Here is a 22001-nt window from a genome sequence, read left to right on the forward strand (position 1 = left end):
TCTCCCCGAACCATTCCCCTTGCACCACGAGAACGAGTCTGGCCCCACCGCTGACGCGGCGGGGCCAGAACCCAACATCTTCATCAGTTTCCTAGGGGTACCCGGGCGGGTGTTCGGAGGGTGCTCGGAGGGTGTCCACGGGCGCCCCGGGCCGCTAGAGGGTCAGCCCGTGGCCGTGCGGGAAGACCGGGTCGAGCGTGTCGTTCGGCACATCGGGACGGGAGGCTTCGACGGCCTTCATCGAGCGGGGGAGCTCGAAGGGGAGGCGGCCCCCGGGGGCGGCGCGGCCGAAGGCCACGTCCAGCAGTGCCGCGTCGCCGGCCCCGTAGTCGGCGATCAGGGCCGCCGCGCGCTCGGCGATTTCCGGGATGACGGCGGCCCGCTCCAGGTTGATGCAGACCAGGGTCGGTACCCGGTCCAGCAGGGCCAGGATCCGGGTCAGCTCGGGCTCGGGGAAGGCCAGCGAACCCGAGTGGAAGTAGGACTCGAAGACGTTCTCGCGGGGCTCGTACGGGGTCCGCAGTCGCAGTACGGCGAGATCCGCGTCGGCCGGGTCGCCGACGACCTCGCCGTATTCGGCGGCGACGGCCGTGTCCACGTTCCGCACGTACAGCTTCGGCCCCGTGGTGAGCGGGAGCAGGCCGTCCGGGTTGGTCAGGACGGTGAGGGAGCGGCGCTGGGCCGCGGCCCCCAGGGCCGTGAAGTCGGACCGGCCGACGATCTCGGCCGCCGCGTCCGGGTCCACGTACGGGTTCTCGAACAGGCCGAGCGTGAACTTCTCCCGCAGCAGGCGGCGCACCGAGTCGTCGATCCGGGACTCCGCGACGCGGCCCGAGCGGACCAGTTCCACGATCACCTCGGGGCACTGCTCGCCGCCGAACTGGTCGCAGCCGGCCTCCAGGCCGCCGGGCCGCCCGCTCGGCCACGCCCAGGTGCTCCAGGCCCCAGGCGCGCGCCGGGTGCACCTGCCCGAAGATCGTCGCGTCGTTGAGCACCCCCCAGTCGGCGCAGACGATCCCCTCGAAGCCGAGCTCCTCGCGGAGCAGGCCGGTGACCACGCCCTTGTTGAAGCCGAAGCCGACCTCCTCCCAGTCCGTGCCCATCGGCTGGCCGTAGTACGGCATCATCTGCGCGCACCCGGCGGCGATCGCCGCCCGGAACGGCTCCAGGTGGTGCTCGCGCATGCCGCCCGGATAGACCTGCTCCTTGCCGTGCGCGAAGTGCGGGTCCTCGCCGTCCTTCTGGGGGCCGCCGCCGGGGAAGTGCTTGACCATCGCGGAGACCGAACCGGGTCCGAGGCTTGGGCCCTGCAGGCCGCGCACGTACGCCGCCACGAGCTCGCCCGTCAGCCGGGCGTCCGAGCCGAAGGTGCCGGACTGGCGGGCCCAGCGGGGTTCGCTGGCCAGGTCGATCTGCGGGTGCAGGGCGACGCGGAAGCCGACGGCGAGGTACTCGCGGCGGACGGTGTCGGCGAACCGGTGGACGAGCTCGGGGTCGCCGATGGCGGCCAGACCCAGCGCCTCCGGCCAGGCGGAGAAGGCGCCGGAGTTGAAGGACGCGCCGATGTTGTCGGTGAAGGTGTGGCGCGGGTCGGTGGAGAGGGTGACCGGGATGCCGAGGCGGGTGGCCGCGGCCATCTCCTGGACGGCGTTCTGCCACCGGGCCATCTCGCGGGCCCCGTAGGTGCCGAGCAGGTTGAAGTGGGTGAGGAAGCGGTCCTCGACCAGCTCGGGCGTGGTGAAGGGGAGCATCGAGCCGTCGGTCTCGGTGACCGGGGTGCCGTCCGCGTTCATCATCAGCATCGAGTGGAAGAGCTGGCCTGCCTTCTCCTCCAGGGTCATCCGGGAGAGCAGGTCCGCCACGCGGCGGCCCACGGGCAGCGCAGCGTCTCGGTAATCAGGCGTCGCGTTCATGGCGGGCTCCTGGAGCACGTGACTGGCGGATCGGCACGGCCACGGTAGAGTCGAAAACCATGCACCTGCTAGGTTTTTAAAAAGTGAGCCGGGTCACACGGGCCGGACGGTCGGAAAGGGCTGAGACCTAGGCTGTCCGCATGGCACAGGACACGGGGCGGACGGAGCGGCCGGCCGCAGGGGCCGCAGGGGCGGCACGGGTCGCAGGGGCGGCAGGGGCCGCAAGGGCCGCAAAGGCGACGAAGGGCTCGGCCCGGGGGACCTACGCGGTGGGCGACGCCCGGCGGCAGAAGATCCTCGACACCGCCGTCGAGCACTTCGCGCAGTGGGGCTTCAACGCCTCCTCGCTGGCCCGCATCGCCGCCGACTGCGGGATCACCCAGGGCGGACTGCTGCACCATTTCCGCGGCAAGGAGGACCTGCTGCTCTCGGTCCTGGCCCAGAGCGAGCAGCACGACGTCGAGCGTCTGTTCAGCGCGCCCGCCGAGTCGGTCGCCGCCCACTTCGCCACCGTCGTGGAGCTCGCCGCCGACAACGAGCGGCGGCCCGGCATCGTCCGGATGTTCAACACCCTGGTCGGCGAATCCGGCAACCCGGAGCACCCCGCACACGCGTACTTCACCCAGCGCTACGCCCGGGTGCTCGGCTACACCGTCGAACTGCTGGAGGCCGGCGTCGCACGCGGCGAACTGCGCCCGGACACCGACTGCGAGGCCGTCGGCCGTGAGGTCCTCGCCGTCATGGACGGCCTGCAGATCCAGTGGGTGCTGGCGCCCGGCAGCGTGGACATGCCGGCCGGGCTGCGCGGATTCCTGGACCGGCTGCTGCGGGACGTCTCGGCCGCGCCCCGGGTCGACCCGGGCTAGGGAGCGTCGGTGCCGCCGGTGAACGCGGGCAGCGCGTCCAGCACCTTCGCCAGGACCTCCGGCAGGGACCCCTGGTCGCTCGTCACCTCGTGGCCGTCGTGGACGAAGGCGTAGTAGTACCCGTCGTAGATGGTGGGGCCGCCGGTCGCGACCCGCGGCAGCCGGGCGAAGTCGGCCTCCCGGAGTGCGGTGCGCAGGCGCGCGAGCTCCGCTCCGGTCAGCTTGCCGGTGCCCGTCGGCTTCGCCCCGGCGTCCAGCCGGGTGAAGGAGCCGTCGCCCTTGACGATGAGGGTGTGGGTCTGCCCGGCGAAGCCGCCGGTACGGGTCACCCGGACCAGGGTCTCGCCGGGGGCGGGGACCCGGCCGGCCGTGGGGCTCGTGGTCGGGTCGGCCGTCGCGCCCGTGCTCGCGCCCGTGCTCGCGCCCGTGCTCGCGCCCGTGCTCGCGCCCGTGCTCGCGCCCGTGCTCGCGCCCGTGCTCGCGCCCGGGCTCGTACCCGGGCTCGTACGGGTGCCCGCGCTCGGGTCCACGGACGCGCTCGCGCTCGTGGAGGGCTTCGGGGCCGGGTCGTCGCCGCCCGCGGTGCCCGAAGGCCCGCAGCCCGCTAGGACCGCTGCGCCCAGTACTGCCACCGCAACCGTTCTCAACGCGTGCACACCCACCTCCGCGGGGACTCGGGTCCACCACCGAGTATGGAGTCCGCACACCCGTTGCGACACCCGTCCCGACCGCACGCGGAGGCCGACATCAGCCGGATCGCCCCCTGGCGCCTGCTCCCGCCGCTGCTGGCCGTGCTCCTCGGCCTGTGGGGCCTGGAACGGGGCGGCAGCATGTGGCGCGACGAGTCCGTCACCTGGCAGGTGGCCCACCGGCCGCTCGGCGGGATCGTCGAGCTGCTCGGCCGGGTCGACGCCGTCCACGGCCTGCACTACGTGCTCGTGCACGGGGTGTTCCAGGCGTGGGAGGGCGGCCTGTGGGCGCTGCGGCTGCCCTCCGTCGTCGCCACCGCCCTCGCGGCCGCCGGGGTCGCCGCCGTCGCCCACCGGCTCGCGGGGGAGCGGGCCGCACTGCTCTCGGGCTGCGCGTACGCCGTACTGCCCCCCGTGCAGATGTACGCCCAGGAGGGGCGCTCGTACGCCATGGTCGCGGCCGCCGTGGCGTGGGCGACGTACCTGATGCTGCGCGAGCGGTGGCCGGCGTACACGGTGGTGCTGCTGATCGGTTGCTGGTTGCACGAGTTCGCCGCGCTCGCCCTGCTCGCCCACGCCTTCACCGCGTGGCGCTCGCGCGGCTGGCGCCGGAGCGCCGCCGTCCTGCTGGTCCTGCTGTTGCCGCTGGCCGTGGTGAGCGCCCGGCAGGCCGAGCAGCAACTCGGCTGGCTCGGGCGGCCCAGCTGGCAGGACTGGGTGGCGTACGGGGTGGTGGCCGCCGCGGCCCTGCTGCTCGCGCGGGGCGCTCCGCCCGACCTCGTACGGGTGGCGCTCCCGCTCGTCCTGTTGCCGCCCGGGGTACTGATGGTGATCTCCCTGTTCAACCCCTGGTACGTCGACCGGTACGTGATCTACGCGCTGGCCGGGCTCGCCCTGCTGGCGGGGGTCCGGCTCGCGCGGGCCCGCGGGTGGTGGCCGTGGGTGCTGGCGGGCGCGCTCCTGGTGCCGTTCGGCCTCTGGTCGGTGTGGCTGCGCACGCCCGAGAGCCGCAAGGACGACGTGCTCGCGGTGGCCGCCGCGGTCCGGGAGCGGGCCCGGCCGGGGGACGCGGTGCTGTTCACGCCCTCGCGCAGGCGCGAGTGGCTGCTGTCCTCGCCCGAGCTCTACGGAGAACTGCGCGACGTGGCCCTGGACCGCACCCCGGCGGCCTCGCACAGCCTCCAGGGCACCGAGCTGCCCCCGGACCGGATCCGCGCGGCACTGCTGGCCTCGCCCCGGGTGATCGTGCTGTCGGACCCGGCCGGTCAGCCGCTGGACCCGTACCCGCGGGAGGCGGTCAAGCGGGAGGAACTGGCCGCCCGCTTCGACCTGTGCTCGATGACCGGGGTGCGCGGCGCCCGGGTGGCGGTCTACGCCCGGCCGGGCGGCTGCGGTTGACCCCCGGACGGGAAGCCGGTGCGGGCCACGGCGGAGGATGGGGCGACCCGTGTCGTACAGCCGGAGGTGCCGCATGACCCAGCCCCAGGACGCCGCGTCCGAAGCACGGCCCGAAGCTCTGCCCGTGGAACGGCCCGAAACCCTGCCCGTGGCACGGCCCGAAGTGCTGATCGGGCCCCTTCCCGGACCGCTCGTCGGGGTCGACTGGCTCGCCGAGCGACTGGGTGCGCCCGGCCTGGTCCTCTTCGACGCCTCGGTCGGCGCCCACCGCGCCGCGTCCCACCGGATCCCGGGCGCCCGCCCGTTCGACCTCGACGGGCCCCTGTCCGACCACACCGCCCCCACCCCGCACACCGTGCCCGGGGCCCCGGAGTTCACCGAGGCGATGCGCGCCCTCGGTGTCGAGGACGCGGACACCGTCGTCGTCTACGACGGGGCCGGCATCTACTCCAGCGCCCGCGCCTGGTGGATGCTGCGCGCCATGGGCTTCGACCGGGCCGCCGTCCTCGACGGGGGACTGCCCGCCTGGACCGCCGCCGGCCTGCCGACCTCGGCCACCGGCCCCGCGTACAGGGGTCCGCGCGGCTCCTTCACCGCCCGGCCCCGGGCCGGGCTGCTCGTCGACGGCGCCACCATCGCGCGGGCCCTGGCCGACCCGGCCGCGGCCGTCCTCGACGCCCGCACGCGGGAACGCTTCGCCGGTACCGTCCCCGAACCCCGCCCGGGCCTGCGCGGCGGCCACATGCCGGGTGCGGTCAACCTGCCGTTCGCCGAACTCCAGGACCCGAGCGGTCTGATGCGACCGGCCGGGGAACTGCGCGCGGCCTTCAGGGCGCTGACGGGGGACCGGGACCGGCTCTACTTCAGCTGCGGGTCCGGGGTGACCGCCTGCGTGCTGGCCCTCGGCGCCGACCTCGCCGGGTACGAGGAGATCGCGGTGTACGACGGTTCCTGGAGCGAGTGGGGACTGCCCGGTGCGCCCGGCACGCCCTCGGAATTCCCCGTGACCACCGGCCCGTAGCGGACGGGGAGTGGACGGGGAACGGGGGTTAACCCCACCGGGGGTTCGGGTACGTGCCCCATCGGCCCGGGACGGGCTGCCGACCCAGAATCGGTCCATGACCTCCTCCACCACGTCCGCCCGCACGTCCCGCACCGCGATCGCCGCCCTCGGCGCCGGCCTCCTCCTGGCCGGCTGCTCCTTCTCCGGCGGCGCCCTCGCGGACGACGCCTACAAGACGGCGAGCGCCGATGCCACGGTCACCGAGGCGGTCAAGGCGGTGAAGGTGACGGGGGCCCGGTCCGGCTCGATCGACGTCACCCCCGGGACCGGCCCCGGAGTCACGGTCCACCGCACCGTCCACTACCGCGGGGACACCGTTCCGAAGACCGGCCAGAAGGTCACCGGAGGCGTACTGACCTTCAGCAACAACTGCTCCGGGAACTGCTACGTCGACTACCGACTGGAGGTACCGGCCGCGGCCACGGTCGAGCTGGAGAGCTCCAGCGGCGCCATCACGGTGACGGGGGTAGCGGGGGCCGAGGTGGAGGCCGATTCCGGGAACGTCACGGCCGACCGGATCGGCGGCCCGCTGAAGGTCCGCACCTCCTCGGGCGGGATCACCGCCACCGGCCTGACCGGCCCCAGCGCCGAGATCCGCTCGTCCTCGGGCGACGCACGCCTGGACTTCACGAAGGCCCCGTCATCGGTGCTCGCGGAAACCAGCTCGGGCGACGTCACCCTGAAGGCCCCGCAGGACCCGTACCGGATCAAGGTCTCCACCGACTCCGGCGACCGCGACGTCACCCTCCCCGACGACGCCTCGGCCTCCTCCCGCATCTCGGTGGAGACCACGTCGGGCAACATCCGCATCTCCGCGGTCTGATGTCCGATCCGATGTGAGCCCCCCCGGTAGGGCGCGTGAGGTGAGCCAGCCCCGCCCGCAGACCTGGTGGCGGCCTGCCACTCCTAGAAGGGGGGCTCCAAGGAGTACCCGTGTTCGTCCAGAGGGACGGGTACGGGCTTCGGTTTGGCAGCTCGCTGCTCGGCCGCGGTGGGGTGGACGGCGATCGCCTCGGCGGCCCGCCCTTGCCGGACCAAGAGCTCGCACAGTTCTTCACGTGCCTTGATCGTGCCGAGGGATCGCAGTTCGGCAGCGGCAGCATCGAACCGGCCGGCCGTGCTGAGGAGGTGGGCCTTGACGATGCGGGGGTCGGTCCAGGGGCGCGGGTCGGCCTCGGCCAGGGCGATCGCCTCGTCGAGGCGACCAAGTCCGGCGAGCGCCAAGGCCCGCCACCCGAGCTGGAACTCCTCGTGGTCATGGTGGGGCACGACGCTGGGGTGCTCCACCAGGTGCATCAGCTCCTCGGGGCGGTGGAGAAGCGGGAGGACGAGCGGGGCCAGGAGGTTGGAGCAGTCGTACCAGCCGAAGCCGGGTTCGGCCACGGAGATCGCGTCGTCCAGTCGGCCGTCCCGCAGCAAGGTCGAGGAGAGCCAAGCCCGGTACCCGACCCAGTCGTCGGCGGCAATGGCTTCGCGCATCACGGTCTCGGCTTCCTCGGCCCGGCCGTGGTCGCGAAGGGCACCGGCGTAAAGGTCCAGGACGGCGCGCGCGTCCTGCCCGGTGGCCAGCTCGCGCAGCTCGTCGAGCCGACCATGACGCGACAGCAGCCCGGCATAGGCGGTGAGGGTGTTCTGCGTCAGGTAATTGCGTCCGGCTATGTCCTGACCGAGGATCCGGATCGCTTCGTCGGCATGGCCCGCGCGCTCCAACACCTGGGCCTGGAGTTCCTGCGCGTTGTCGAAGGGGTGATTCCACCGGCTCTCGCCCCGGGCGCGGCGCGCACTGTCGGCGTGCGGGGCGATCAGCTGCAGCACCTGCTCGTCACGGTCCCGGCCTTCGGTGATCTCCACGAGGACGGACAGGGTCCACCATCCGTCGATGTGCGGGACGAGTAGCTCGACGGCCTCGCCGACGCGCCCTGCCCTGGCGAGCAAACCGGCGAAGTCATGGGACTCGGCTTTCGAGGTCCCACCGGCTGCGTCCGGGCGTACCAGGTCCAGTGCTTCCTGCGGCCGTCCCGACCGGAGCAAGACGTCAGCCTTCGCCCACAAGGCGGTCGGCCACCCGGTTGCGACGAACGGCTCCATGACCTTCAGCGCCCGGTCGAACTCCCCTCCCCGGCACAACTCCTCCACCGCGCCTTCCGCACAGAACCACTCGCCGCGTTCCGCCGCCGCTCGGATCACCAGTTCCAGGTGGCCGTGCTCCAACAGCAGGTCCACGCTTCTCGGGGCGATGCCGCCGAAGTTGCCCGCCTGCCAGGCAAGATCATCCATGTGCATGAACGGGAGCGTAGATGCACCCGCCGACACGAAGAGATCCACGTCAAAGGACGGGCCATGGCGGGTGCCGTTTCGTATTGCGTCGGCTCCGACGTCCTAGCTGCGGGGCGAAGAGTTGGGTTGCGCCGAGGCATGAGGTCTTTTGCTGGTCTACTTTTCGATTTCCGCCCGCTCTGACAAGGGCTCCGGGGTTTGTCAGTGGTGGTTGTGATGCTGTGCCGCATGAACGAGAAAACCTTCTGGGCGCTCATGGACGGGCTGAGTTGTCACCCCGGTGACCGGCATGAACGGCTGGAGTGGCTGCGTGGGGAGTTGCGTCGCCGGCCGGCCGTCGAGGGCGTGGAGTTTCAGGCGCGTCTGGAAGTTGCGTGCGCGGCGGTCACCACGGGCGCACTGTGGCGGGCGGTGGGCCGGATTGAGGGCGGCTTGTGCTCCGACGACAGCTTCGACTACTTCGCGCTCTGGCTGGTGGCCCAGGGGCGCGAAACGTACCGAGCGGTGCTTGCTGATCCGGACGCCCTCGCTGACGTTGCCGAGGTGCGGGCCCTGGTGGGACGGCACCCGCGGGAGTGGTGCGACGACGAGTGGCCGGAATGGGAGGAGCTCGACTACGTGGCCCAGGAGGTATTCGACGAGCTGACAGGCCAGGAGGACGGCTGTGGGGAGGCGTTCCACGAGGCCCTGGAAGCCGTCCAGGACGCATGCGCGAAGGTCGAAGAAGAGACCGTCACCGTAGAAGCCACGGTGACGGCTGGGACTCCTCGGCTCGACGTCCTCTTCCCCGTAGAAACCACCTCTTAATCGGTTCCTTCGGGAGCCCGGCGCTTCTTCGCGACTTCATCGCGCATGAGGTCGTCGGTGCGTGTGCTGCGCCAGATGGTGCCTTCCTACTTAGGACGGGCCGGCTGCGTTCGCCCCCGGCGAACGGGGCTTGGGGAACATCGGGAGGCGCAGATGCATTGAGTCGGCAGAGCTCAACTTCACTGCCGGAGGGAAGATCATGGCTTCGACGTCCGTCACACTCACCCTGCCCGTACTGCCGCTCGACGACGAGGTCGTGCTGCCCGGAATGGTCGTACCGCTGGACCTCTCCGACGCCGAGGTACGCGCCGCCGTGGAGGCGGCGCAGGCCGCCGCCGGGAAGAGCGGCAGCGGCAAACCCCGGGTCCTGCTCGTGCCGCGCATCGACGGGACGTACGCCGGGACCGGTGTGCTCGGCACCGTCGAGCAGGTCGGCCGACTGTCCGGCGGGGACCCCGGGGCGCTCATCCGCGGCCTCGGCCGGGTCCGCATCGGAGCCGGGACCACCGGCCCGGGAGCAGCGCTCTGGGTCGAGGGCGAGACCGTCGACGAAACGGTGCCCGATCCGCTGCCCGGGGCGGTCACCGAGCTCGTCAAGGAGTACAAGGCACTCGCCACCAGCTGGCTCAAGAAGCGCGGCGCCTGGCAGGTCGTGGACCGGGTCCAGCAGATCGAAGGCGTCTCCGCGCTCGCCGACAACTCCGGCTACTCGCCCTTCCTGACGGTCGAGCAGAAGGTCGAACTGCTGGAGACCGCCGACCCGGTCGCCCGCCTCAAGCTCGCCGTCAAGGCGCTCAGCGACCACCTCGCCGAGCAGGACGTGGCCGAGTCCATCGCCAAGGACGTCCAGGACGGCGTCGACAAGCAGCAGCGCGAGTTCCTGCTCCGGCGGCAGCTGGAGGCCGTGCGCAAGGAACTGCGCGAGCTGAACGGCGAGAAGGACGGCGAGGAGTCCGACGACTACCGCGCCCGCGTCGAGGCCGCCGACCTCCCCGAGAAGGTCCGGGAGGCCGCGCTCAAGGAGGTCGAGAAGCTGGAGCGGGCCAGCGACCAGAGCCCGGAGGGGTCCTGGATCCGGACCTGGCTGGACACCGTGCTGGAACTGCCCTGGAACGAGCGCACCGAAGACGCGTACGACATCCGGGGGGCCAGGGCCGTGCTCGACGCCGAGCACGCCGGCCTCGGAGACGTGAAGGACCGCATCACCGAATACCTCGCCGTCCGCAAGCGGCGCGGCGAGCGCGGCATGGGCGTCATCGGCGGCCGACGAGGGGGCGCCGTGCTCGCGCTCGTGGGTCCGCCCGGTGTCGGAAAGACCTCGCTCGGCGAGAGCGTGGCCCACGCCATGGGCCGCAAGTTCGTCCGCGTCGCCCTCGGCGGCGTCCGCGACGAAGCCGAGATCCGCGGCCACCGCCGCACCTACGTCGGCGCCCTCCCCGGCCGGATCGTCCGGGCGATCAAGGAAGCCGGCTCGATGAACCCGGTGGTCCTCCTCGACGAGATCGACAAGGTGGGCTCCGACTTCCGGGGAGACCCGGCGGCCGCCCTGCTGGAGGTCCTCGACCCGGCACAGAACCACACCTTCCGCGACCACTACCTGGAGGTGGAACTGGACCTCAGCGACGTCGTCTTCCTGGCCACCGCCAACGTCATGGAGGCCATCCCCGAGGCCCTGGCCGACCGGATGGAGCTCGTCCGGCTCGACGGGTACACCGAGGACGAGAAGGTCGTCATCGCCCGCGACCACCTGCTGCCGCGCCAACTGGAGCGGGCCGGGCTCGGCTCCGACGAGGTGGTCCTGGAGGAGGACGCCCTGCGCAAGCTGGCCGGGGAGTACACCCGCGAGGCGGGCGTACGCACCCTGGAGCGGTCCCTCGCCCGCCTGCTGCGCAAGGTCGCCTCGCAGCACGAACTGGGCGAGCGGGAGCTGCCCCTGAGCATCGGCGCCGACGACCTGCGGGCCCTGATCGGGCGCCCGCACCACGTACCGGAGTCCGCCCAGGACCCGGCCGAGCGGCGCACCGCCGTCCCCGGCGTGGCCACCGGCCTCGCGGTCACCGGCGCGGGCGGCGACGTGCTGTTCGTGGAGGCCTCGCTGGCCGACCCGGAAACGGGCGCGGCCGGCCTGACCCTCACCGGCCAGCTCGGCGACGTCATGAAGGAGTCGGCGCAGATCGCCCTGAGCTTCCTGCGCTCCCACGGCGCCGAACTGGAGCTCCCGGTCGCCGACCTGAAGGACCGGGGCGTGCACATCCACTTCCCGGCGGGCGCCGTGCCCAAGGACGGCCCGAGCGCGGGCATCACCATGACCACCGCCCTCGCCTCGCTGCTCTCCGGGCGGCAGGTGCGCACGGACGTGGCCATGACCGGCGAGGTCTCGCTGACCGGGCGCGTCCTGCCCATCGGCGGGGTGAAGCAGAAGCTGCTGGCGGCGCACCGGGCCGGACTGACCACCGTCATCATCCCCAAGCGCAACGAGGCCGACCTGGACGACGTCCCGGCCGAGGTGCTGGAGAAGCTGGAGGTGCACCCGGTGACGGACGTGCGCCAGGTCCTGGAGCTCGCCCTGGCCCGGGCGGAGGCCGCGGTCGTCGCGGCGGCCTGACCCGTGCACGCGGCCCGGTGTCCCGCTCCGGCGGGGTACCGGGCCGTCGGCACACCCACTGCGAAATACTGGCCCCGCATCCACGTGGGTGCCACACAGCATCGAAGGAGCGGGACGTGCACGGGAGCGAAGACCAGGAGTTCCTTGCCCTGGAGCGGGAGCTGTCCGTCTTCCTCCGGCGGGCCCGGGCCTCTTCGGGCGAGATGGCCCGCGAGCTCCACCCCGAGCTGGAGCCCGCCGCGTACGGGCTCCTCGTACGCCTGGAAGCGGCCGGCCGGCAGCGGGCCACCGAGCTCGCCGCCTACTTCGGGGTCGGCAAGGCCACCATGAGTCGGCAGCTGCGGGCCCTGGAGGTGCTCGGCCTGGTGGCCCGCGAGCCGGACCCCGCAGACGGCCGGGCCTCCCTGGTCGGCCTCACGGAGGAGGGCCGGGAGCGGTTCCTGCGGGTCCGCGGAGCGCGCCGCGAGCGGTACATGCGCAAGCTCGCCGACTGGGACCGCGGCGAGGTGGCGGAACTGGCCCGGCTGCTGAACCAGTTGAACGCGGGCGCGGAGTAGGGCGGCGCAGGGACCACCCGTGCGCACGGACGCCCGTGCGCGGGGCCGCCGGGGGGTCGGGGCAGTTCAGAGCTCCGCGTAGACCGCTGACGCGTCGTCGTGCCGCTTGGACCGGGCCGCCGACGGGCGCTTCGCGCCGGACTCGATGGCGCGCACCCGGCCGATCAGGCCCTGCGCCCCCTCTTTCCGCAGCACCGCCAGACAGTCCGCCCAGTCGCCCTGCCCGAAGGTGTCGGTCCACCGGCTCGCCCCGTCCGTGAGCGCGGCCACCGCCCGCACCCGCCCGCGCGGGGTGCGCCCCACAAGCGCCCGGGCCGCCACCGCCGGGTCCGCGGCCGCCGTGAAGAAGCCGCCCTCCGCGTTGCGCAGGGCGTCCGTCGCGGCCACCGAGCCCAGTACTTCCCGTGGAACCCGGTCCAGCCGGTCGTCGAGCACCGCCGTCACCTCGCCGTCGGGCGCCTGCAGGAGCAGCACGGAGTCCGAGAGGACGAGGTGTTCCACGTACTGCGCGTCCCAGCGGACCACGACGACCGTTGCCTGCGGGGTGCGTGCGTGAGAAAGGTCACAGGTGTCGCGGTGGGCGTCGGCCGTGGCGCGGACGGACTCGGCCAGAACCTGATCGAGCCGCATGTCCCGCCGCGATCCGGACAGTTCGGTCAATCGGCCGCCGAGGCGGGCCGCGAACCAGGGCACTCCGTGCACGCATCCGTCGTCGCCCTGCGGCGGGGTGACGCCGTCCAGGAGCACCAGGACGCCTCCTCCCGAAGCGGGGATCGCGGCCGACACCCAGTCCTCATTGGGGCGTTCCTGGTGACCGGGGGCCGAGGCGAGGTCGATGCGCATGTCCGCATTCTGCCGCGCGGGAGGCCGCGGGTGCGGGTAGGTCCGTACCAAATCGGGTGCGCCGGGGCGGCTCCACCCGCCGGCCGCCCGGGGCGGGCGGCGGGTGCCGGGACGGCGGGTCGGTCGTGTGGGCGGGCATCCTGCCAAAGCCCGCATCGATCTTTCAACCACCTGTCCATGGAGGCGCCCCGGCACGGGGTGCCCGAGTTGGTCGGCAACTCATCCGTGATGTTCACTCGTTCGGGTGGCCGGTTGGGCGATGTGCGGCTCTCTTCCCAGCACGCTGCAAAGGTCTGAGGCGGTACGAGGGAGCAGGGGGCGTTTACTTGTTGACCGGCCGTTACCTCGGCCACACGAGTAGACGATCAAGAGCACACGTACAGGATTGCGAGCACCGGTGCAGAAGAAGCGGTCTCGGAAGAACGGCACCGCCGCCGACGGCCCGGCCCCCGCAGGACGCCGCGTCCGCGTGCGCCGCAGGCTGGTCATCGGCGTGGCCGTCGCCGGCCTCACCGTCCTCGTGGCAGGCGCGCCCGCCGTCGTCTCCGCCTCGAGGGAACTGAACGACTCCCAGCACCTGGTCACCCTCGCGGATCAGACCCGGCAGACCCTCACCCTCACGCACCTCCTCGGTGACGAGCGTGACGCGGTCGTCGAGTACGCCGCGAAGGGCCGGCCCGGCGCGGCCAAGGGGCCCGTCCAGGAACGCATCGCCGGGACCGACCGGCAGCTCGCCGAGGTCCAGGCCGAGGCCGACGAGGCGACCGCCCGGGCCCTCGCCCGCGTACGGACCGTCCGCGCCGAGGCCGTCGACGGCAAGGGCAGCGCCCTCGCCGTCCACCAGGCCTACGCCGGGGTCATCGCGGAACTCCTCGCCCCGAACGACCGGCTCGCCGAGCTGACCCCGCCGCGCGCCGAGGCCGCGCTCACCACCACCCGTCCGCTGGCCCCGCTGGGACAGGCCGTGGAACAGGCCTCGGCCACCCGCGGACTGCTGCTCGCCGCACTGGCCGTCCCCCGCGGCGACCAGCCCCCCAACTCGGCCGTGGTCGACGAACTCACCGCCGCCGCCCAGCGGGCGCGCGTGCGCGAGCAGGCCGCCCTCGACGACTTCGCCCGGGCCGCGCGGCCCGACGTGCGCCAGACCCTGGCCGCCACCGTCACCGGCCCCGAGGTCAAGACGGCCGACGACTTCCTCAAGCGGCTCACCGACCGGCCCACCCTCACGCCCGCCGACCGCAAGTCCGACGGGGCCGCCGTCGGCACCGCGCTGACCGCCCGCATCGACCGCATGCGCACCGTGGAGGCCACCCTCGCGAGTGAACGGGCCTCCGCCCTGGCCGCGCTGCGCGACGACGACGTGACCCGGCTCGAACTCGTGATCGCGTTCATGGGCGTGCTGTTCCTGCTCGCCGTCGGCATCTCGACCGCCGTGGCGCGGTCGCTGACCCGGCCGCTGTCGGTCCTGCGCCGCGGCGCGGAGCGGCTGGCCACGCCGGAGGGCTCGGTGGAACCGGTGCGGTTCACGGGCCGCAACGACGAGTTCGCCGAGGTCGTGCGCCACCTGAACGCGGTGCGCGACCAGACGGTCTCCCTGCACACCCGGATCGCCGGGCTCGACGCCGACCGGCGCCGGATCATCGGCCGCAGCGAGGCGCTGGCCGCCGCCCGGGACGTGCTGGAAGAAGAACTGAAGACGCTGCGGGCGGGGCTGGAGGAGCACCGGCGCATCATGTCGACGACCTCCGTCTCGCTGTCGCTGCGGACCCTGGGCCTCGTGGAGCGCCAGCTCGCGGTCATCGAGGAACTGGAGTCCAAGGAACAGGACCCAGACAGGCTGGCGACCCTCTTCAAGCTGGACCACCTGGCGACCGTGATGCGCCGCCACAACGAGAACCTGCTGGTCCTCGCCGGGCAGGAGCACGGACACGGGCAGGGCCTGCCGGTGCCGCTGGTCGACGTGATGCGGGCCGCCGTCAGCGAGATCGAGCGCTACGAGCGCGTCGACCTCGCCGCGCTGCCTTCGTACACCCAGGTCGCGGGCCACGCCGCCGACGACATCTCACACGTACTGGCCGAGCTGTTGGAGAACGCGACCACGTTCTCCCCGCCGGAGGTCAAGGTGAAGGTGTCCTGCTGGCTGGAGGGCGCCGGCGACGTGGTGCTGTCCGTCGTGGACGAAGGCATCGGCATCACCGAGGACCGCCTGGAGGCGCTGAACACCCGGCTGTCCACGCCCGAGGCCTACGACGAGGAACCCGAGGCGGAACACGGCCTCGGCCTGGGCCTGTACGTGGCCGGCCGGCTCGCGGCCCGGCACGGGGTCACCGCCGAACTGCGCACTCCGCGGCACGGCGGGACCGAGGCCCTGGTGGTCATCCCGGTGACGCTGCTGCCCACCACCCCGGTGGTCTCCCCGGTGCATGCCTTGGCCATGCCGGGAGGGCCCGCGCTGCGGCTGCCGGGAGTGATAGCTGAGGCGAACGAGAACACGCTGCCGGTGCGGCGCCGAGGGACGCATGCCGCTCCGGACCCGGACGCGGACGCGGGCCCGTACGTGGATGCGGATGCGGAGGTCGCCACGGAGGCGGCCGCGGAAGCGGAGCCCGAGGCCGTGACCGACGCCGAGACCGAGACCGAGGCTGCTACCGAGGGCCTTGCCGAGGGCCTCGCCGAGGAGCCGGTCGTCCCCGTCGCCGTCGAGCCGGAACCAGCACCAGCACCGGAACCGGAGCCGGCCCCGGAGCCCGCCGTCGCGGCGGTCCCGATCACCTTGGCCGAAGCCCTGGCGGGCCCCGCCGTCGTTGCCGAGGCCCCGGCCGAGCCGGTCCCCGCTGACCAGGTGTTCGTGGCCGAGCCCCCGGCAGGAGACGGGCCCACCCCCGAGGAGCAGCTGCTCGCGCGGGTCGTACCCGACGCGGAGCCGGCCGCCCCCGGCGTGGCGGACCCCGCCGAGGAGATCCCGACCACGGCGCACACCACCGCACCCGTGGCCGACGTACAGGAAGCCGAACCGGAGGCGGAGCCGCACACCCACGCCCCGGCCGAGGGCAACTGGCTCCCCCGCCAGAGCAGCCACCCGGCCGACCGGGCCGAGGCCGAAGGCGCCGTCACCGACAAGGGCCTGCCCAAGCGGACCCCGCGCACCGTCCCCGCCAAGCGTCCGGCCCGTGCCGACGGACCGTCCGAGCCGCCACGCCGGGTCGACGCCGAGGAGTTGCGGCGCCGGCTCGGAGGCTTCTACCAGGGAGCCCAGGACGGACGGCGCGTCGCCGCCGCCGAACTCGCCCAGGACCAGGGGTCCGACCACACCCCTGACCAGGGGCCCACGGAGCGGCAGGGCCAGAGCAAGACTGACCGGGGGGACACCGCACAGGAGGCACGCACATGACCGCGCCCAGTACGTACGGACTGAGCACCCAGGCCCGCAACCTGCAATGGCTGCTGACCGACCTGGTCGAGGAGGTGCCCGGCGTCAACTCCGTCGCCGTCGTCTCCTCGGACGGGCTGCTGCTCCTGTCCTCCGACCCGGGGGCGGGCGCGGCCGAACCGGTCGACCGGCCGGGGCCCAAGGGTCCGCGCGGCGCGTCCGCCGACCTCGCCACCATCGTCTCCGGCCTCGGTAGCCTCACCACCGGCGCCGCCGCCCTCATGGAGACCGGCTCGGTCAAGCAGACCATGGTGGCGATGGAGCACGGCTCGGTCTTCGTCATGGCCATCAGCGACGGCTCACTGCTCGGCGTGCACGCCACCCCCGACTGCGACATGAGCGTCGTCGCCTACCACATGGCCCTGTTCGTCGGCCGCGCCGGCCACGTCCTGACCCCCGAAGTCCGCAGCGAGCTGCGCCAGTCGATGGAGAACACCCCGTGAGGAGTGCGGCCTCCGACCGGCTGCCCATACGCGGCGCCGACCGCCGCCCCGCCCGCGTCCGTCCGTACTCCCTCACGGGCGGCCGCACCCGCTTCACGCAGGTCCTGCACGTCGAGACGTTCGTCGCCGCCCTGGACACGAAGGTCTCCGAGCCGCAGAAGCCCGACCGCATGCCCGAGATGCCCGCCATCGTCGAGGTCTGCCGCCGCATGCGGACGATCGCCGAGATAGCCGCGCTGCTCAAGCTCCCGCTCGGCGTGGTCCGGGTCCTGGTCAGCGACCTCGCCGACCAGGGGCGGGTCCGCGTCTACGCCACGGGCCACGGCAGCGGCCGTCCCGAACGCGCGCTGCTGGAAAGGGTGCTCAGTGGTCTTCGCCGTCTCTGACAATCCGGTGTCCCTGCCGCAGTCGGACGACGAGCCGGCCCAGCCCTGGCAGTACGACCGCTCCCGCGCACCCGTCGCCGTCAAGGTGCTGGTCGCGGGCGGGTTCGGCGTGGGGAAGACCACCTTCGTCTCGTCCGTCTCCGAGATCACCCCGCTGCGCACCGAGGCGGTGATGACCCAGGCGAGCGCTCCGACCGACGACCTGTCCGGCACCCCCGACAAGAACACCACCACCGTCGCCATGGACTTCGGCCGCGTCACCCTCGACGACGACCTCGTCCTCTACGTGTACGGGACCCCCGGCCAGCAGCGGTTCTGGTTCATGTGGGACGACCTGGTGCGCGGTGCCATCGGCGGTCTCGTCCTCGCCGACACCCGCCGCCTGCGCGACTGCTTCCCGGCCCTCGACTACTTCGAGACCTGCGGGCTCCCGTACGCCGTCGCCGTCAACCACTTCGACGGCTCGCAGTCGTACGAGCCCGACGACGTGCGCGAGGCGCTCAGCGTCCCGCCCCACGTACCCGTCGTGATCATGGATGCGCGGCGCCGCGACACGGTGGTCGAATCCCTGCTCGCCCTGGTGGGCCACGCCCTCGACACCACCCCCGAATAGAGCACCCCGAACAGAGAGCGTGAGAGATGCGCAAGATACTCGTCGTGGGAGCCGGTCAGTCCGGTCTCCAGCTCGCCCTCGGACTCCAGTCGAAGGGGTACGAGGTCACCCTCATGTCCAACCGGACGGCGGACGAGATCCGCACCGGGCGGGTGATGTCCACGCAGTGCATGTTCGACACGGCCCTGCAGCACGAGCGCGATCTCCAGATCAACTTCTGGGAGCACCAGGCCCCGAAGATAGAGGGCCTCGGCGTCTCCGTCGCCACCCCCGACGCCGGCCGCGCCATCGACTGGCTCGGCAGGCTCAAGGGGTACGCGCAGTCCGTAGACCAGCGCGTGAAGATGGCCGGCTGGCTCGACACCTTCGTGCAGCGGGGCGGTCAGCTCGTCATCCACGGCGCCTCGGTCGCCGACCTCGACTTCTTCTCCCGTACGTACGACCTGGTGCTGGTCGCCGCCGGCAAGGGCGAGCTCGTCTCGATGTTCGGGCGGGACGCGGCGCGTTCCCCGTACGACGCCCCGCAGCGCGCGCTCGCCGTCGCCTACGTGCACGGCCTGGGCCCGCGCCCGGAGCACCCGGAGACGGAAGCGGTCCGCTGCAATCTGGTCCCGGGCGTCGGCGAACTGTTCGTCATGCCCACCCTGACCACTTCGGGCCGGGCGGACATCCTGTTCTGGGAGGGCCTCCCGGGCGGTCCGTTGGACGTCTTCAACGGCGTCAAGGACCCGGCGCAGCACCTGGCGCTCACGCTGGAGCTGATGGAGAAGTTCGTGCCGTGGGAGTACTCCCGGGCCACGAAGGTAGAGCTGACGGACGCGGGCGCCACGCTCGCCGGGCGCTACGCGCCGGTCGTCCGCAACCCGATCGGACGCCTCCCCGGCGGTGGTTCGGTGCTGGGCGTCGCGGACGTGGTCGTCGCGAACGACCCGATCACCGGGCAGGGCTCGAACTCCGCCGCGAAGTGCGCCGCCTCGTACCTGTCGTCGATCCTGATGCACGGGGACAAGCCGTTCGACGAGGCCTGGATGAAGGCCACCTTCGACAAGTACTGGTTCACCACGGGCAAGCCGGTGACCCAGTGGACGAACGCGATGCTGGGCGTTCCGCCGGAGCACGTACTGAACCTGATCGGCGCGGCCGGGCAGCTCCAGCCGGTGGCGAATCGATTCGCCAACGGTTTCGACAACCCGGCCGACTTCGACGCGTACTTCTACGACCCCGAGGACACCGCCGACTACCTGGCGGAGGTCGCGGCGTCGTCGGCGTCCGGGGCCTCCTCGGCTGAATAGCCGGCATCATCGCCCACTCCGCCCGTCGCCGCCTCCGGCAGCTCGGGCGGGGTGAACTCCGCGAGCGGGGCACCGTCCGGGTCCGGCCGGACCGCCCCCAGCAGCGGATTCGCCGCGATCGGCGAGACCTTGACCCGCGCCCCCGGCCGCGGCGCCTGGATCACCTTGCCGTCGCCGACGTACAGGCCCACATGGGTGGCCTTGGGGAAGTAGACCACCAGGTCCCCGGGACGCAGCCGGTCCAGCGGCACCTTCGGCAGTTGCGCCCACTGCTCCTGACTCGTCCGCGGGATGGTGCGCCCCGCGTGCGCCCAAGCCTGCGAGGTCAGCCCGGAGCAGTCGAAGGCCCCCGGCCCCTCGGCACCCCAGAGGTACGGCTTGCCGATCTGCGCCGCCGCGTACCTGAAGGCGGCCCCACCGGCCGCCGTGGGGGTGCCCGTACGGGTGGGCAGGCGGCCCGAACCGACCAGGTCCCGCTGCGCGGCCGCAGTGTTGTCGGCCTCCCGCGCGCCCAGCCGGTCGAGCTGGTCCGGGGTCAGGGCGGAGAGCAGTCGCTCGACCTCCTTGAGCTGCGCCGCGACCTCGTCCTGGTGGATCTTCTGCTGCGCGGCCAGGGCCTGCCGGGTGTCCAGGGCCTCGCGGGCCCGAATCGCGAGCGCGTCGGCCTTCTTCTCGCCCCGGGAGAGCCGGGCCAGCACGCCCGCCCGCCGGGCGCCCTCGCGGGCGGCGAGCCGATGCTGGTCCAGGGCGGCCTGCGGGTTCCCGGCGAGCAGCATCCGCGCGTACGGGGACAGCCCCTGGCCGCCCTGGTACTGCTCCCGGGCGAGCCGCCCGGCGAGGGCGCGCTCGGAGTCGAGCGCGGTACGGGCCTTGCCGAGCTCGGCGGCGCGCCGCCGCTCCTCGGCCTGGCCGGCCCGGAGGGCCACGTCGGTGGCGTTGTAGGCCTCGCTGGCCTCCTCGGCCTTCTGGTACAGGCCCTGCAGGCGGGTGAGCAGCACGCCGACGGACTCCCCCTCGGGAAGCCCGGGCTCGGCCCCGGCCCCCGGGACCGGGCCGGCGAAGACGAGCGCCGCGGCGATGCAGACGGCGCGAAGCGGCCGGTAGGACAGCCGACGTGACGGTCGATGTGACATGGGATCACCTCCGAGGCGGCCGATGCTGCCACGCCCGGTATGACAAATCCCCCAGCGAATCCGGCCGGTCGCCGGCCCTCACCCGGTTGGGGGCGGGGCGGGGGCTTCGGGAAGGTGTGGCGGGGGCTCCCGCTCTCCGCAGCCCCCGCCCCACCATCCGACCCCGGTCGATCGGCTCCCGCCCCCCACCCCGCCCCCTCACCTCGCCGCGCGGCGGGCCTCGCGGATTGCGCGGGTGATCGCCCAGGCGTCCGCCACCGGGCCCAGGTGGGAGAGCTTGTCGGGGTTGACCAACGAGCGGATGGTGCTGATGCTGCCGTCGAGCATCTCGAAGGCCAGGACGTGGAGCACCCGGCCGTCCGGGTCGCGGACGATCGCGCCCGGCTCGCCGTTCACGTCGTGGGGCTCGGCGGTCACGCCGATGCGGGACAGCCAGGGGAAGAACGCGGCGAGCAGGCGGGCCACGTTCTCCGCGCCGTTGATGGTCTTCGCCAGCTGCGGGGCCTTGCCGCCGCTGTCCCCGACCAGTTGGGCGTCCGCGGCCAGCAGTCGCTGCAGTCCGGTGATGTCGCCGTCCTTCATCGCGTCCAGGAACCGCGTCGCCAGTTCCTGCCGCTCCTGACGGTCAGCCCGGAACCTCGGCCGGCCGGCCTCCATGTGCCGCCGCGCCCGGACCAGCAGTTGGCGGCAAGCCGCCTCCGAGCGGCCCACCGCCGCGGCGACCTCGTCGAAGCCGAAGGCGAAGACCTCCCGCAGGACGAACACCGAGCGCTCCAGCGGGCTGAGCCGCTCCAGGAGCAGCAGCGAGGCCATCGACACCGAGTCCGCCAGCTCCACCGACCGTGCCGGGTCCTGGTAGGGATCGCTCAGCAAGGGCTCCGGGAACCACGGTCCGACGTACTCCTCGCGACGCACCCGCGCGGAGCGCAGTACGTCGATCGAGAGCCGGGTGACCGTCGTCGACAGGAAGGCCTTGACGGATGCGGGCCGGGTCGCCGAGGCGTCGAAGCGCAGCCAGGTCTCCTGCACCGCGTCCTCGGCCTCGCTCACGCTGCCCAAAATCCGGTACGCGATCGAGAACAGCAGCGGCCGCAGGTCCTCGAACTCCTCGACCTTGCTCATGTCGGCTCCCCTCCCCCGGGTGGTTCTGGATGATCATCAGGGTGACGGTGGGGGAGGACAAGCCCTCGCCGGTGGCTTTCAGCGGAACTGCCCGGCCACGTAGTCGCCGCCCGGCTGCTGGGTGATGAGGTTGATCCGGTTCGCCATGTTCATGAGGGCGATCAGCAGCACGAGGGCGTTGAGCTCCTCCTCGTCGTAGTGCTCGGCGACCCGTGCCCACACCGCGTCGGCCACCCCGCCCGCCCCGTCCGCGGTCCGGGTGCCTTCCTCCGCCAGTTGCAGCGCGGCACGCTCGGCCTCGGTGAAGACCGTGGCCTCCCGCCACGCCGCCACCAGGTGCAGCCGTACCGGGGTCTCGCCGGCGGCTGCGGCCTCCTTGGTGTGCATGTCGATGCAGACGGCGCAGCCGTTGATCTGGCTCACCCGCAGCGACACCAGCTCCTGCGTTGCGGCCGGCAGTGGCGACTCCTTGATCACCTTGCCGGCCGACATGAGGTGCTTCAGGGCCTTGCCGGTGGTCGGGCCGGCGAAGAGGTTCAGTCGCGCGTCCATGGTGTGCTCCTC

General features: G+C 72.8%; 19 protein-coding genes and 1 pseudogene. 12 read left to right on the plus strand and 8 right to left on the minus strand.

The genetic code is table 11. The features are described from left to right. Positions 1-154: 154 nt before the first annotated feature. Both ACIQK6_RS15320 and ACIQK6_RS15325 read right to left on the minus strand, forming a co-directional pair. Positions 155-856, minus strand: a complete 702-nt coding sequence (locus tag ACIQK6_RS15320; RefSeq protein WP_329099058.1) for a glycoside hydrolase family 3 C-terminal domain-containing protein — start codon at positions 854-856, stop codon at positions 155-157. A gap of 169 nt (positions 857-1025) precedes the next feature. Continuing rightward, positions 1026-1913: pseudogene (locus ACIQK6_RS15325) on the minus strand (glycoside hydrolase family 3 protein); the annotation flags it as partial. 140 nt (positions 1914-2053) lie between these two features. Here ACIQK6_RS15325 and ACIQK6_RS15330 point away from each other — a divergent pair. Continuing rightward, on the plus strand, positions 2054-2779 hold the full coding sequence (locus ACIQK6_RS15330; RefSeq protein WP_402694939.1) for a TetR/AcrR family transcriptional regulator: 726 nt from the start codon (positions 2054-2056) through the stop codon (positions 2777-2779). On the opposite strand, the gene ACIQK6_RS15335 is transcribed toward ACIQK6_RS15330, so the two are convergent. Next, on the minus strand, positions 2776-3411 hold the full coding sequence (locus ACIQK6_RS15335) for a hypothetical protein (protein ID WP_402694940.1): 636 nt from the start codon (positions 3409-3411) through the stop codon (positions 2776-2778). The two genes, ACIQK6_RS15330 and ACIQK6_RS15335, sit on opposite strands and share 4 nt — an antisense overlap. A gap of 78 nt (positions 3412-3489) precedes the next feature. Between ACIQK6_RS15335 and ACIQK6_RS15340 the strand changes: the two genes are divergently transcribed. The 3 genes from ACIQK6_RS15340 to ACIQK6_RS15350 all read left to right on the plus strand — a co-directional run bounded on the left by ACIQK6_RS15340 (position 3490) and on the right by ACIQK6_RS15350 (position 6752). Further along, positions 3490-4866, plus strand: coding sequence for a hypothetical protein (locus ACIQK6_RS15340; protein ID WP_402694941.1), 1377 nt, complete (start codon positions 3490-3492; stop codon positions 4864-4866). A gap of 73 nt (positions 4867-4939) precedes the next feature. Then, positions 4940-5887 (plus strand): sulfurtransferase, encoded by a 948-nt coding sequence (locus ACIQK6_RS15345; protein ID WP_402694942.1) that lies wholly within the window; start codon positions 4940-4942, stop codon positions 5885-5887. Between the two features lie 97 nt (positions 5888-5984). Next, a complete protein-coding gene (locus tag ACIQK6_RS15350; protein WP_329099053.1) occupies positions 5985-6752 on the plus strand; it encodes a DUF4097 family beta strand repeat-containing protein in 768 nt (255 codons plus the stop codon). Positions 6753-6835: 83 nt separating this feature from the next. On the opposite strand, the gene ACIQK6_RS15355 is transcribed toward ACIQK6_RS15350, so the two are convergent. Further along, entirely contained in the window at positions 6836-8212 is a 1377-nt protein-coding gene (locus ACIQK6_RS15355) for a hypothetical protein (protein ID WP_402694943.1), read from the minus strand. Between the two features lie 222 nt (positions 8213-8434). On the opposite strand from ACIQK6_RS15355, the gene ACIQK6_RS15360 reads away from it, so the two are divergent. From ACIQK6_RS15360 to ACIQK6_RS15370, 3 genes are all read left to right on the plus strand, one after another. After that, complete coding sequence (locus ACIQK6_RS15360) at positions 8435-9013, plus strand: DUF4240 domain-containing protein (protein WP_402694944.1); 579 nt, start codon at positions 8435-8437, stop codon at positions 9011-9013. A gap of 199 nt (positions 9014-9212) precedes the next feature. Next, positions 9213-11618, plus strand: coding sequence for an endopeptidase La (gene lon / locus ACIQK6_RS15365; protein WP_329099050.1), 2406 nt, complete (start codon positions 9213-9215; stop codon positions 11616-11618). Between the two features lie 116 nt (positions 11619-11734). Then, positions 11735-12175 (plus strand): MarR family transcriptional regulator, encoded by a 441-nt coding sequence (locus ACIQK6_RS15370; protein WP_329099049.1) that lies wholly within the window; start codon positions 11735-11737, stop codon positions 12173-12175. Between the two features lie 66 nt (positions 12176-12241). Here the strand turns inward: ACIQK6_RS15370 and ACIQK6_RS15375 are convergent, their stop codons facing one another. Further along, positions 12242-13018 (minus strand): protein phosphatase 2C domain-containing protein, encoded by a 777-nt coding sequence (locus tag ACIQK6_RS15375; protein WP_329099048.1) that lies wholly within the window; start codon positions 13016-13018, stop codon positions 12242-12244. Positions 13019-13415: 397 nt separating this feature from the next. Here ACIQK6_RS15375 and ACIQK6_RS15380 point away from each other — a divergent pair, with 397 nt between their 5' ends. From ACIQK6_RS15380 to ACIQK6_RS15400, 5 genes are read left to right on the plus strand one after another with little or no spacing between them, the layout of a single operon-like run. Continuing rightward, a complete protein-coding gene (locus ACIQK6_RS15380) occupies positions 13416-16409 on the plus strand; it encodes a nitrate- and nitrite sensing domain-containing protein (protein ID WP_402694945.1) in 2994 nt (997 codons plus the stop codon). After that, a complete protein-coding gene (locus ACIQK6_RS15385) occupies positions 16406-16891 on the plus strand; it encodes a roadblock/LC7 domain-containing protein (protein ID WP_329099046.1) in 486 nt (161 codons plus the stop codon). Before ACIQK6_RS15380 ends, ACIQK6_RS15385 begins: the two co-directional genes overlap by 4 nt. Then, complete coding sequence (locus ACIQK6_RS15390; RefSeq protein ID WP_402694946.1) at positions 16888-17277, plus strand: DUF742 domain-containing protein; 390 nt, start codon at positions 16888-16890, stop codon at positions 17275-17277. Before ACIQK6_RS15385 ends, ACIQK6_RS15390 begins: the two co-directional genes overlap by 4 nt. Beyond that, positions 17258-17890: an ATP/GTP-binding protein gene (locus tag ACIQK6_RS15395; protein WP_384827957.1), complete on the plus strand. Its 633-nt coding sequence runs from the start codon at positions 17258-17260 to the stop codon at positions 17888-17890. The genes ACIQK6_RS15390 and ACIQK6_RS15395 overlap by 20 nt, the downstream gene beginning before the upstream one ends. A 26-nt stretch (positions 17891-17916) precedes the next feature. Next, a complete protein-coding gene (locus ACIQK6_RS15400; RefSeq protein WP_402694947.1) occupies positions 17917-19182 on the plus strand; it encodes a styrene monooxygenase/indole monooxygenase family protein in 1266 nt (421 codons plus the stop codon). Here ACIQK6_RS15400 and ACIQK6_RS15405 read toward each other — a convergent pair. The 3 genes from ACIQK6_RS15405 to ACIQK6_RS15415 form a co-directional block, all read right to left on the minus strand. After that, positions 19128-20291, minus strand: coding sequence for an NlpC/P60 family protein (locus ACIQK6_RS15405; protein ID WP_402695024.1), 1164 nt, complete (start codon positions 20289-20291; stop codon positions 19128-19130). The two genes, ACIQK6_RS15400 and ACIQK6_RS15405, sit on opposite strands and share 55 nt — an antisense overlap. A 222-nt stretch (positions 20292-20513) precedes the next feature. Next, positions 20514-21437, minus strand: coding sequence for an RNA polymerase sigma-70 factor (locus tag ACIQK6_RS15410; protein ID WP_329099042.1), 924 nt, complete (start codon positions 21435-21437; stop codon positions 20514-20516). Between the two features lie 78 nt (positions 21438-21515). Continuing rightward, entirely contained in the window at positions 21516-21989 is a 474-nt protein-coding gene (locus tag ACIQK6_RS15415; protein WP_329099041.1) for a carboxymuconolactone decarboxylase family protein, read from the minus strand. Positions 21990-22001: the final 12 nt, after the last annotated feature.

Origin of the sequence: Streptomyces sp. NPDC091682 (assembly GCF_044756625.1) — a bacterium.
Lineage (GTDB): Bacteria > Actinomycetota > Actinomycetes > Streptomycetales > Streptomycetaceae > Streptomyces.